Here is a 12,495-nt window from a genome sequence, read left to right on the forward strand (position 1 = left end):
CGACCAACCACCTCTATCATCAGACCAAGGATAAGTATCTAAGGTCTGTTTTTTGTATAATTTCTGCAAATTCAAATCAATCTAAGGTTAATTGTGTATCAGTGGGAAAAGTGGGTTGATAGTCGTGAGCGCCTATTCTGGACTTTGCAAACTGCGGGCTGGTGCGGTTTCGCAATAGTTTATTACATTGGTTCTTTTCTTGCTGAAATGCGCAGTATTTGGCTATTTATTATTATACTAAATGCCTATGCCGGTTGGTTGCTGACGATCCCTTTAAGATACCTTTATCGCTGGGCGATGAGCCTGAGTCCACTTAAAATGCTGTTGATTGTGGTCAGTAGTATGTATGTGATAGCACTGGCTTGGGCGGTGGTTAAAAACTTTAACAACTGGACTATCTATAAAAAAGGTTACCAACCAGAAGAATGGTATATGTATTTTTACAATACCGTTGATGCTTTGATTGTAATGGGATGTTGGACAGGGGCTTATTTTGGTATTAAAAACTATCAAATGCTGCTCAAAGAAAAACAAAATGTCCTTAAAGCTTCTTCTATGGCGCATCAAGCCCATATCAAGATGCTACGTTATCAACTTAATCCGCATTTTTTATTTAATACCCTTAATGCTATTTCTACTTTAATCCTGATGAAGGAAAACAAAACCGCTGGTGCCATGGTCTCGCGGTTAAGTGATTTTTTACGTTACTCACTGGATAAAGATCCGATTAAACGAGTGCCTCTCAAACAAGAAATTCAAGCGCTGGAACTTTATCTTGAAATTGAAAAAGTGCGTTTTGAAGACAGATTACAAGTTACGTGGGACATCCAGCAAAAAGCGCAAGATGCTTTGGTTCCTAGTTTAATTTTACAACCTCTTATCGAAAACTCGATCAAGTATGCTATTTCTAGGTTACAAGAAGGAGGCCAAATCAGTATTGCGGCACGTACTTTTGGTGACGATTTAATGTTGGAGGTTGCTGATAATGGTCCACTTACCGACATGTCTGAAGGCGAGTTATTTAGAACTAATGGTGTAGGTTTAACCAATATTCGTGAAAGGCTCCAGTCATTATATGCAGATAATTTTTCCTTTGTTATTGCTCAAAATAAGCCAAATGGTATAAAAGTAAATATTCGTATACCTCATGAATTAGCTGAGATGAGCCATGAAAATTAATACACTTATTGTGGATGACGAGCCTCTGGCTCGTAAAGGTTTGAGTTTACGTTTAGCGGAATTTGACAATATTAATTTGCTGGGTGAGTGTAAAAATGGTCTTGATGCGGTAGCGCTAATTCCCCAATTACGTCCTGATTTGGTTTTTCTGGATATTCAAATGCCAGGTTTAAATGGTTTTCAGGTGATTAATAAACTGAAAGAACTTAAGCAGCCAATCCCGATCATCATTTTTGTGACGGCATTTGACAGTTATGCCATAAAAGCCTTTGATATTCATGCACTTGATTACGTACTCAAACCAGTGGATGAACAGCGTCTACGGGCTGCGGTGGCTAAAGTAGAACAGTATCTGGCGATGAAAAATGAGGGTGATAATACCCACAAACTTATCCGCCTAGTCGCTGATTTTACCGGTGATGACTGTGAAGATATACTACGCAAACTCGCTGCAGGTGAAAAAATACAATCACCACATTACCCTGATATTCTGGCAATAAAAGATGGTTCCGAAGTCACTAGAGTACCGGTCAGTGATATCCATTGGGTAGATGCCGCCGGTGATTATATGTGTGTACATACCTCTGATCAGACTCACATTATGCGCCGCACGATGAAAGAGCTCGATCAACAACTCGACCCTCGTAAATTTGTGCGAGTACACCGCTCAGCAATTGTAAATATCAGTTTTGTGCAAAAGTTGGTAAGCCATATCAGTGGCGAATATCACTTGATATTAAGCAATGGCAGCGAATTAAAAGTCAGTCGTAGTCATCGTGATCGCGTCAAGGAAATGATCAACCTTTAACATTAACAACATGTTCAGCTTGTTTGGTGATGTCAAAAAATTCCTGCTGGATTTTAACCAGATAGGGATCAAGTGTTTTGCGTTGTTGCCAACTGGTTTCGATAGGTAAACACAGTAGTTGATTATTTTGTTCTGCAACCATGATATTGGTCTTGCCGGCGATAGCCTGTTCTACTGCATAAGCGCCCATTTTAGTGGCAAGTAAACGGTCCTGACTGACCGGTGAACCGCCACGTTGCACATGCCCGAGTATGACTGGACGACACTCAAGTTTGGTTTTTTCATGTAAGGTTTGCGCTAGATTAGTAACACCACCTGGCCATAAATTTTCAGCAGTAACTATGATGTAGCTGCAGTTTCCACGTTTATTCATCGCTGCTTGTAGATGACTAACAATATTATCAACTTCAGTGTTTAAATCAGTGCAAAGTTCGGGTACTAATACCTGATCAGAGGCCGAAGCTAATGCCGCACTAAGACCTATAAAACCGGCGTGCCTACCCATAACTTCGACTAAAAATATGCGCTCAAAAGCATCCGCAGTATCCCTCACTTTATCAATTGAATCTAAAGCGGTTTCTATGGCGGTGTGGTAGCCAATGGTGGCATCGGTACCGTAAATATCATTATCTATGGTACCAGGAAGGCCAATTACCTGACCTTGCCAATGTTTAGCTAAATGACAAGCACCGCGAAACGAACCGTCTCCACCTATGATCAATAGGGCTTCAATGCCTAAGGCATTAAGATTTTTAGCGGCTAGTTTTGCTGACTCTTCGGTTTTGAAGCTTGAGCAACGGGCACTGCGTAATATAGTGCCGCCGCGTTGAATGATATTAGCGACATTACGGGCTTTTAAGGGCAAATATTCTTGATCAAGTAAACCATTGTAGCCATGTTTATAGCCTATAATCTGAACGCCAAAATGTTCAGCGGTTAATACAATTGCACGGATGCAGGCATTCATTCCGGGCGCATCGCCACCCGAGGTTAATACAGCAATTTTTCGCATAATTCACTCATATAAACTTCGTTTTTGTCTACAGTAGAGTAGAATGCAACATCCGAGTAAACAAGATCATTTGTACTTGTTGGTGACCTCTTTTTTATTCTCGCAATATTTTTCACTCACGCTACCAGCTAATGCCGTTTCAGAATGATAAGTGCCACTTATCACTATGGAAGGATATAACTATATTGTATGATAAATGTGCCAAAGCAATTGGCGTTGAATTAATTTAATACTATTTAAAGGTAAAGATTACATGGATCCAATCAGGCATTGGTATGGTTTTGGTTTGTCGTTAACCACTGCTGTGTTGTGGGGGATCTTACCGATATTTATCAAGATATGTCTGGAAGCGATGGATGCTGTGACTATTACTCTTTATCGTTTTGTTGTTGCAGGTTTATTTGTTTTTATCGTTTTAATGCGTAAAAAATCGGTACCACGTTTAAAGTCGTTGGGTCTGAAAAAAGGCATGTTATTAGTTGTTGCGACCTTGTTTTTGGTTTTGAATTATGTGGCTAATGTTAAAGGTTTAGAGTATTTAGCCCCAGAAACCACTCAGGTTGTAATGCAAGTTGCGCCATTTCTACTGATGTTAGGTGGAGTGATCTTTTTTGGTGAGCGTTTAAAAAAGATCGAAATTATGGGCGCTGCTCTGATCTTTTCTGGTTTGTTGTTGTTTTTTAATGACAGGTTGGCTGATTTATTTTTGTCGTTAAATCATTTCACGATTGGTGTTTTGATTGTTATTTTTGCCGCCACAACGTGGGCCGCATATGCCTTAATGCAAAAACCACTGCTACGGGTTTTGACTGCTAAACAATTAACGTTGTTGATCTACATTATTGGCGCATTGATGTTATTGCCTTTTGCACACTTGAGTCAGTTATGGGCAATGAATACCTTACAACTTGCTGCTTTGCTGTTTTGTTGTATTAATACCATAGTGGCTTATGGGGCGTTTACTGAAGCTATGCATGTTTGGCAAGCGTCTAAAGTCAGTGCGGTTATTGCATTATCCCCGCTCTTTACCTTCATCAGTATGGTTATTGCCGTACATTTTTTTCCAGAGCAAGTAAAAGCCAGTGATTTGGATATTTGGGCTTATATTGGTGCGGGCATTGTTATTACTGGCTCTGCTTTGACTTCCATGGGGCGTGCGTCAAAGCCAAAGATTTAGTTAAGCTGTAACATAGTAAAAATTTAGTGTTCAGTTTTACTTTTGCCAATTGGGGTTTCGTTACCCTTACAAATCGTATCGTAGTCATCGCGATAATAACGTAAATCTTGGCACTCTTGCTCATAACGCTTTTTAGCCGTCATGGCTTGTTGTGGATAGTTGTTATTATTCATGACTTTACGCCATTGTTCACATTGCTGAACCTGACGTTTTACTTCGAGTATTTCTTCGCAGGGATTGTCCTTAGATGCACAGGCATTCAGACCAGCCAATAAAAACGACATTAAGACTTTAGTGATACTGTTCATCTTATATCCATTATTTTTTCGAGTTCTAAGGCCAGCAGGTTGAATTTTTGCCGATGTTTATCGAGCATAGTCATGTTTTGTAATAGACGGTATGTTTTTTTACTCGAATTCACTAAGGCTGGATCGTGTTTAGCGGTTTTTTGCAATAAACGTAAGCTGCACTGTAATAGGTTTAAGATGATGCCAATATTAACCGGTGCTGATTTTTGCGCCTCACTGAATGCGCTAAAAGCCGCGGCAAATTTTCCTTCAGAATAGAAGTTAATACCTTGTTGATTGTATTTAAAAAAATGTTCCTGTTGCAGATTATTTCTGCCTGTGGCATCAGCCAATAACGCTAGGGTATTACAGTCAGATAATTTACCGCTGGCAAGCAGTGCTTCCGTTATGAGCTGAGCATCTTCAAATTCGCCCAAATCAAGCAGAGCGGTAATTCCGTCTGGTGCTAAGGGTAGGGGGAAATCAGAGAATTTTGCGGCAACACTATTCTGTGCTTGTGTCATGGCTTGTTTGGATTGAAATAATTTGCCATTTTGACTATGAATACGCGCTTTTATGAGTTCTTCAAATATATCGAAATCAAATTCATCCTGAATATAAACATTCTCGTTATGGCGATAACGTTGTAGGGCGTACAAAGCCTCCTGTTGAAAACGACCTTTGACTTTGTTATCACTGGTGTGCTGAGCGACTTCCAAATAGCTTCTGACATGGGCGCATAAGTAACTCAGGTTGCGGTATACCGATTTTTTTGAACATTCCCAAATATTTTGCGTTAAACCGATGATTTTTTCATAATTTTCATTTTTACGTGCATAAGTACAAGCTTTAAACAGTCGTTCGATGGAAAAAGGCGACAGTCTGAGCGCGGTATCAATGGCAATTTCTGCCTCGGCAATCTTCCCCAGTTCAAACCAGCTCTGTGCAATAATGTCATGAGCTTCTATTAATAGATTATTTTTTCGCAAAGCATGGTTAGCGAGCTCAATGGCTATCTCATAATTTTTCAGTAACATCTCGGTTTGCGCTTTTGAAACGCCTAACCAGGTCCGTTTGTGATCTTCACTGTAGCTGTTTAACCATTTTTGAGCTTCGGTGAACTGAGTGGTTGTCCAGTATAATTCGGCCAATAAACGGCCCACTAACTCTTTATAGCGATTATCGGCTTGAATAACCTGCTTGCAGACTTCGATCGCCATAGGGAAGTCTTTAGCATAAATGTGTTTATATATGGGGGCTAAAGCCAGTTTACGTGCATGGGCTTTTTCTAAACGTAAAATTAATTGTGCTTGTGAAAATGGTTTAACAACATACTCGTCGGGCTGTTTTTCTAAGCTGCCTAACACGGTAGGGCGCTGAGAATCTGCACTCACCAGCACAAATACCGTGGTCGGCTTTAATAATGATGTTTCTCTGAGCTCTTCTAAAAATTCGAAACCATTTTTTCTATTAGACCCTAAGTGTAAATCGCAAATAATAAAATCAAATTTCTCTTTGCGACAGCTGGCTAATGCGACTTCACAACTTTTTGCAGTGACAATAGAATTGGCTTGGGCGCCAGCACTGTTCAGTACACTTTTTAGTAAAGCCAAAAAGGGCTTTTGATCATCAACAATGAGAATACGTTGCTTAGAAAAGTCAATTTTATTCACTGGAGGGGGTGTTTCCGTGTATCGCTGTTGGGCAAGTAGTACAAATTAAGCCAGTTAATGTCATGGTAATCAAGGCGTGTTTAAATGATTAACATATCCAACAACATTAGAATTGCACGGCGACGGCAAATGAATGAGATCCCATGAGCTTAGATCACAAAGTACTAAGCTATTTACAAATCTCGGAGAATGAGTGCAACCACCTATCGCGCAGATCAAAGATGGGGGATATAGATAATTATTTGAAGGTTTTTTACGAACCAAGGCAAAGCGATTTGTATCATTACGTTTCGCTGGGTAGACTGTTAAAAAATCTAGTGAGTATTACATTTGATTGATGTTTGCATAGTCGGTGGTGGCATGGTGGGCTCTGCCTGTGCCCTAGGTCTGGCGAGGCTTGGTTTATCGGTGACGCTGATAGAACATCAGCAACCCCAGGCCTTCGCTCGAGAGCAAAAACCTGATCTGAGAGTTTCTGCACTTAATTTAAACACTGAACAATTTTTTCAGAGTCTAGAGGTTTGGCAAGATATTAAGGACATGCGCAGCTGTACCTATAAACGTTTGTCTGTGTGGGAAAATAAAGGCTTTCGTACTGATTTTGATAGTGCCGCTATTAAGCAAAGTCATCTTGGGCATATTGTTGAAAACCGCGTTATTCAACTGGCCTTACATCAAGCTTTTTCAAAGTACAGTAATCTACGCTGTGTCTTTGCACAAAACATCCAAAAAATTGAGCAGCAAGGCCATGTCAGCATTACGCTGCAGAGTGGCGAGAATATTTGTGCGCGAGTATTGATTGGTGCTGATGGCCTTAATTCTGTGGTACGCCAAGCGGCTAATATTGGTGTGCAAGGTTGGCAATACAGTCAGCAAGCACTGGGGATTACTATCGAAACCAAGGCACCTCAACAAGATATTACGTGGCAACAATTTACCCCGCAGGGGCCGCTGGCCTTTTTACCCTTGTTTGATCGTTATGCCTCGTTAGTCTGGTACAACCATTCGCAGCAGATTGATAGATTAAAAAAACTAACAAAACATCAATTAAAACAAGAGATTATTCGCTATTTCCCAAATGAACTTGTCGATTTTGACGTGTTACAGTGGGCTAACTTCCCACTGACGAGAATGCACGCTAATCAGTATTGTAAAGGCAATATTGTATTACTTGGTGATGCGGCCCATAGTATTAATCCTCTGGCTGGGCAGGGAGTTAATTTGGGTTTTAAAGATGTACAGGTTTTATTAGAGGTTTTTGCTAATAATCAACATAGGTTTCAGCCTATTGGTTCAGTGGCCAATAATGACAGTATGTGGTTAATGGATTATGAAAAACTCAGGCGTCGCGATAATTTGCTGATGATGAGTGCCATGGATATTTTATATGCGGGTTTTGGCAATAATATTGCGCCACTAAGATTGTTACGTAATGTAGGACTTAAATTGGCCAACCATGCTGGTTTTCTTAAAACACGAGCTTTGCAATATGCTGTTGGTATTAAGTAGCGTAGGTGAAACTAACAATGACATTAAACAAATAGAAGGTTAAACATTAAATCATGAAAATAAAATCTACTCTGCCTTTGTTAGTATCACTATTGTGCGTAGCTTGTTCACCAGAATCTGAGCAGGTTATTGCCAATCAACATTTAAGCGCAGTAGTTGACAAAAGCACGGTGACTTTTGTCGAACAGCAACCGACCTTATCTACCATGTTAGCTATTGAGCCAGCAAAAGCAGGTGGCACTTATAATGATCGTTTGCCTAATTATTCCATCGCCAGCATGCAAAACCTACAGAGTGAAATGCGCTATGGGGCCATTGCACTACATAAAATCGACGACAAATTATTAAGCAAAGATAATGTACTACATAAAAAAGTTGTCACCGAAATTCTTAATTATTACGCTGGTGACGCTGACTTTGGCGCTGGCTACATCGACACTTGGGCAGGTCATTTACCCTATATTATCAATCAAATTTCAGGCCCTCTTATTGATGTGCCTAAAGTCATGCAAGAACAACAAGCAGTTGTTAATCAGCAGGATGCACGGGACTACCTAGCACGTTTATCTAATTTTGATGGTTTTGTGGTTAATGTTCTCAACAAGTACCAAGATGATCTGAAAAGCGGCGTAGTACTTCCGAAAAATCTCCATGTTAAAACCTTGGCCTTTTTTGATAGCTTTCTGGCCGCCGCGCCAGCAGAACACGGCTTAGTCACCAGTTTTAAACGTAAATTACAAGATTCAAACATCGATGAAGCAACTCAGCAAACTATGCTAAATAAAGCAGTCGAGCTGGTAGAGAGCATGGTTTATCCCGCTTATCAAAGGGCTAGAGCTACTGTGGTAGCTAGTGAAACAGTTGCCTCAACCGATGATGGTATCTGGGCTCAAGTCGGTGGCGAAAAGTTTTATTTACATGCCATTCAATATTTAGGTGATTCAACACTTAGTGCTGATGCTATCCATGAACTCGGATTAAGTGAAGTTGAGCGTATTAGCCAAGAAATGGATAGCATATTAAAAGCCAATGGTTTTAATGAAGGCAGTGTCGGCGAGCGTATGGTTGCTTTAGCAAAAGAGCCACAGTTTTTATATGCCGATTCTGATGAGGGTCGACAAGTATTATTGGCTGATCTAAATCTACAAGTTAAAGCCGTCATGGCAAAAGCACCACAGTTTTACCACACAATTCCCACTCAGCAAGTAGAAGTTAAACGTATCCCGCAAGTATCTGAAGCGGGTGAGGCTGGTGGTTTTTATTCCCCTCCTTCTTTGGATGGTAAACGCAGCGGTATTTATTGGATCAATCTGCGTGACATGAATGCGGTACCCAAATTTTCCTTAAAAACGCTGACTTATCACGAAGCCGTACCAGGTCATCATTTCCAGATTGCCATTAACATGGCCCAGCAAGATATTGGTTTATTACGTCAAAACGCGCCTTTTAATGCTTACGTTGAAGGTTGGGCTTTATATTCAGAATTGATCGCCAAAGAAATGGGGATGTACGATAACGATCCCATTGGTGATTTAGGCCGTTTACAAGCAGAATTATATCGAGCTGTGCGTTTAGTGGTAGATACTGGGCTACATCGTAAAAAATGGAGCCGCGAGCAAGCTATAGCGTATTTTCATACTACTACCGGCACATCAATGACTGATGTCGTTGCGGAAGTGGAGCGTTATATGGCATGGCCGGGACAAGCCTTGGGTTATAAGTTGGGCATGTTACAATTTGTAGAGCTACGTAAACTAGCGCAAAACGAGCTTGCCGATAAATTTGACATTAAAACCTTTCACGATGTGTTGCTGTTGCCGGGTGCTAGACCCATGTCTATCGTTAGGTCAGATGTCATGGCGTGGATTGCGTCTCAGAAATAATTTAACCAAGGAAAGATATGACAGTTGTTATTATTCTGGCTGTTTTATTAGTTGCACTACTTGTTGTAGTGCCTTTACTGGAACGCTCTAATTTCAAAATGTCCGACGGGCAAATGAATAAGTGGGCGCGCTGGATATTGCCATTGGCGATTGTTCTGGCATTAGTACAATTATTTCGCCACTTGCTTAGTTGATGTTATATCTACATTAAGCGAAGCAAAGTTTGGCGTTTGACTAAGGGGCTCTAAATGACAAATAAAGTGGTTCGTATAATCCAAAATGGCGCACAGTTTATCGTGTTGTTACTGATATTAATGAGTACTCAAGCTTGGTCAACGTCTGAAAAACGCAAAATCATCATAGATTGTGATGCTGGTTTTGATGATGTCTTGGCATTGACTCTGGCATTGCAGTATCCGGGTTTTGAAGTCCTAGGTATTACCACGACTAATAACCATCCAGAGTCTGACCATGCTACGCAAGTTGCTTTGCGCATTGTTGAATTATCCGGCCAAACCATACCTGTGTACAAAGGAGCGGCAAAACCCCTAGTGGTGGAGAGCACTACATTATCTGGATTTAGCCCCTTAGCTAATACTCAGCACTTGAAATCCTCTGAACAAGCACAAGACATACCTGCGGCGCAGTATTTGGTAGAAACAGCCCACGCTTATCCGGGGCAAATTACTGTAGTAGCAATTGGCCGTTTAACTAATTTAGCCCAAGCGATTAAGCAAGATCCAAATTTTGCTAAAAATATCCAGCAAGTAATACTAACTGGCGGCAGCCTTTATACCCCAGGCAATGTGAGTCCTGTCGCCGAGGCCAATATGGCGGGTGATCCTCATGCTGCTGATATCGTGTTTACGGCACCTTGGCTAGTCACTATGGTTGGACTGGACGTCATCAATAAAGTGAATATTGACGACAAAATGCTGACCAGAGTGAAGGCCCGTAATCAACGTTTTGGTGAATACGTTTATGCACTTACGCGCAATTACGCTGATTTTCAGCAACAGCCCTTGTCAGTTGGTCGTTTTTTTGCACAAGATCCAGCGGCATTTGTTTATTTAATTGAGCCTGCGCTTTTTCAACTTAAGCAGGGGCCAGTGCGAGTCGTCTTAGATGGTATCGCTATTGGTCAAACTATTATGGCAGCCAATGATGCTCAATATGCAATGCCAGCGTGGAAAAATCAGCCCATGGTCACTGCTGCGATAGGTGTAGATAAAATTCGATTTGAACGTAACCTAGAAACTTTGCTGTTGGGTGAGTGGCCGCCTTTGACAGATATGCGCCGCAGTAAAGCAAAATGATAGATAAACTTAACTTCAAGGGCGATGAATAGGGTACTATGCCGCTTTTTAGCATGGTAACAGGTTAAGTTTATGGCAGTTCATTGGTATCCAGGGCATATGCACAAGGCCCAAAAAGAGATTAAAGAGGCTTTGCCTCAAGTCGACCTACTAATTGAAGTATTAGATGCCCGTATCCCTTATTCCAGTGAAAACCCTGCTATAGCACAAATGCGTGGCGACAAACCCTGTATCAAAGTCATGACCAAAACCGACCTAGCGGACCCTGAAGTCACGGCTCGTTGGCAAGCCCATTTTGAGCAGGATAGGGGAGTAAAAACCTTTGCCACCACCACTCAAGATCCTGCTAATATCAAACAGTTATTGTCCCTTGTACGCCAAATGTTGCCTGAGAAAGACGCCAGTATAAAAGCGATACACACCATGATTGTGGGTATCCCTAATGTGGGTAAGTCTACTTTAATCAATATACTGGCCGATAGGATCATTGCTAAAACGGGTAATGAAGCGGCGGTAACTAAAAATCAGCAACGCATTGGCTTGGGCAACGGTATTACCTTGTTTGATACCCCAGGTATTTTGTGGCCTAAGCTTGAAAATCCAAATAGTGGTTATCGTTTAGCGGCCTGTGGCTCGATAAAAGATACCGCGATGGAATACGACGATGTGGGCTTTTTTACCGCTGACTATCTGATTAAAGCTTATCCTGACTATCTTAAAGAGCGGTTTCAGTTAAAAGACATACCTGACACCGAAATTGAATTTTTAGAATTGGCAGCAGCACGCCGCGGTGCTTTAATGGCTGGTGGTCGAGTAAACCTGCACAAAATCTGTGAAGTTTTAATCAACGAATTCCGCTCCGCTAAAATTGGTCGCATCAGCCTTGAAACACCAGATATGATCGCTCAAGAAGAAATCCTCATGGCCGAAGCGATCGCTAAAAAAGCCGCTGATAAAGTCAAACGTAAAGAGCAATTCAAAACCGGCTCGCTCACTCCAGATAAACGTGACCGCAAAGAAAAACGTGAACAAGATAGGCGTGAAATGTCGGCTAGGATGAAAGCGGATAATGCTCGCAAGAAAAACACTAAATAAAGGCTAGATAAAAGCTGCTAGTAAAAACGAAATAATCACGGAAAACGGCTGTGTAAGTTGGAATTATCCCTGCTAAAAGACTAGATTAACTTTCTGTGATATTTTCTGCTAATGTTGGGCTAGTTAAAACTCCGCTAGCTTTTAGTACATTTTTATAGGAGTTATTAATAAAAAGGACTTACCCATGAAAGATGTGTTTTTTTTCGATTCAATGTTAACCCCTAAAATTATCACCTTTGTTTATTGGCTTATGCTTTTAGGCTCGTTAATTTCGGGCTTAGCTTCTATGTTCTCGCAGTATGGCGGCGGCTTTTTAGCTGGCTTAGCTATTATTGTTTTTGGTGCTATAGGTTCACGTATATGGTGTGAACTATTAATTGTATTATTTAAAATTCACGAAAATCTACTAAAGATTGCCAACAAATCTGAGTGAAGCTGAATAGAACAGTGTTAAGCAGAATTGAGCAGAGCAAGTTGCGTTTCTTCTGCTTTGTCTTGTGCCAACCGTAGTTAAACACCTTAAGATTTTGGCTAGTATCTATTTACTAGCCACTAT

At 40.9% G+C, this 12,495-nt stretch carries 12 protein-coding genes; 9 read left to right on the forward strand and 3 right to left on the reverse strand.

Annotated features, from left to right (window positions below):
• Nucleotides 1–93 precede the first annotated feature (93 nt).
• Nucleotides 94–1,179, forward strand: a complete 1,086-nt coding sequence (locus AX660_RS01795; RefSeq protein ID WP_068371615.1) for a sensor histidine kinase — start codon at nucleotides 94–96, stop codon at nucleotides 1,177–1,179.
• Entirely contained in the window at nucleotides 1,169–1,987 is an 819-nt protein-coding gene (locus AX660_RS01800) for a LytR/AlgR family response regulator transcription factor (protein ID WP_068371618.1), read from the forward strand. Before AX660_RS01795 ends, AX660_RS01800 begins: the two co-directional genes overlap by 11 nt.
• On the opposite strand, the gene AX660_RS01805 is transcribed toward AX660_RS01800, so the two are convergent.
• Entirely contained in the window at nucleotides 1,977–2,999 is a 1,023-nt protein-coding gene (locus AX660_RS01805; protein ID WP_068371622.1) for an ATP-dependent 6-phosphofructokinase, read from the reverse strand. The two genes, AX660_RS01800 and AX660_RS01805, sit on opposite strands and share 11 nt — an antisense overlap.
• Nucleotides 3,000–3,252: 253 nt before the next feature.
• On the opposite strand from AX660_RS01805, the gene AX660_RS01810 reads away from it, so the two are divergent.
• Nucleotides 3,253–4,176 (forward strand): DMT family transporter, encoded by a 924-nt coding sequence (locus tag AX660_RS01810; protein ID WP_068371623.1) that lies wholly within the window; start codon nucleotides 3,253–3,255, stop codon nucleotides 4,174–4,176.
• Nucleotides 4,177–4,199: 23 nt separating this feature from the next.
• Here AX660_RS01810 and AX660_RS01815 read toward each other — a convergent pair whose 3' ends face one another.
• Complete coding sequence (locus AX660_RS01815; RefSeq protein ID WP_068371624.1) at nucleotides 4,200–4,484, reverse strand: hypothetical protein; 285 nt, start codon at nucleotides 4,482–4,484, stop codon at nucleotides 4,200–4,202.
• Nucleotides 4,481–6,136 (reverse strand): response regulator, encoded by a 1,656-nt coding sequence (locus AX660_RS01820; protein WP_082768695.1) that lies wholly within the window; start codon nucleotides 6,134–6,136, stop codon nucleotides 4,481–4,483. The genes AX660_RS01815 and AX660_RS01820 overlap by 4 nt, the downstream gene beginning before the upstream one ends.
• A 330-nt stretch (nucleotides 6,137–6,466) precedes the next feature.
• On the opposite strand from AX660_RS01820, the gene AX660_RS01825 reads away from it, so the two are divergent.
• The 6 genes from AX660_RS01825 (at nucleotide 6,467) to AX660_RS01845 (ending at nucleotide 12,372) form a co-directional block, all read left to right on the forward strand.
• A complete protein-coding gene (locus AX660_RS01825) occupies nucleotides 6,467–7,645 on the forward strand; it encodes an FAD-dependent oxidoreductase (RefSeq protein WP_068371627.1) in 1,179 nt (392 codons plus the stop codon).
• 53 nt (nucleotides 7,646–7,698) lie between these two features.
• A complete protein-coding gene (locus AX660_RS01830) occupies nucleotides 7,699–9,528 on the forward strand; it encodes a DUF885 domain-containing protein (protein WP_068371630.1) in 1,830 nt (609 codons plus the stop codon).
• 17 nt (nucleotides 9,529–9,545) lie between these two features.
• Nucleotides 9,546–9,722, forward strand: coding sequence for a hypothetical protein (locus AX660_RS23385; RefSeq protein ID WP_164483511.1), 177 nt, complete (start codon nucleotides 9,546–9,548; stop codon nucleotides 9,720–9,722).
• A gap of 54 nt (nucleotides 9,723–9,776) precedes the next feature.
• Nucleotides 9,777–10,844 carry a nucleoside hydrolase gene (locus AX660_RS01835; protein WP_068371633.1) on the forward strand — a complete coding sequence of 356 codons (1,068 nt, stop codon included), beginning with the start codon at nucleotides 9,777–9,779 and terminating at the stop codon, nucleotides 10,842–10,844.
• A 72-nt stretch (nucleotides 10,845–10,916) separates the two neighbouring features.
• Nucleotides 10,917–11,939, forward strand: coding sequence for a ribosome biogenesis GTPase YlqF (gene ylqF / locus AX660_RS01840; protein WP_068371636.1), 1,023 nt, complete (start codon nucleotides 10,917–10,919; stop codon nucleotides 11,937–11,939).
• Nucleotides 11,940–12,123: 184 nt separating this feature from the next.
• The gene (locus tag AX660_RS01845; RefSeq protein WP_068371639.1) at nucleotides 12,124–12,372 is read left to right on the forward strand and encodes a DUF4282 domain-containing protein; all 249 of its coding nucleotides are present in this window, start codon (nucleotides 12,124–12,126) and stop codon (nucleotides 12,370–12,372) included.
• The last annotated feature ends 123 nt before the right edge of the window (nucleotides 12,373–12,495 follow it).

Origin of the sequence: Paraglaciecola hydrolytica (genome assembly GCF_001565895.1) — a bacterium.
GTDB classification, from domain to species: Bacteria; Pseudomonadota; Gammaproteobacteria; order Enterobacterales; family Alteromonadaceae; genus Paraglaciecola; species Paraglaciecola hydrolytica.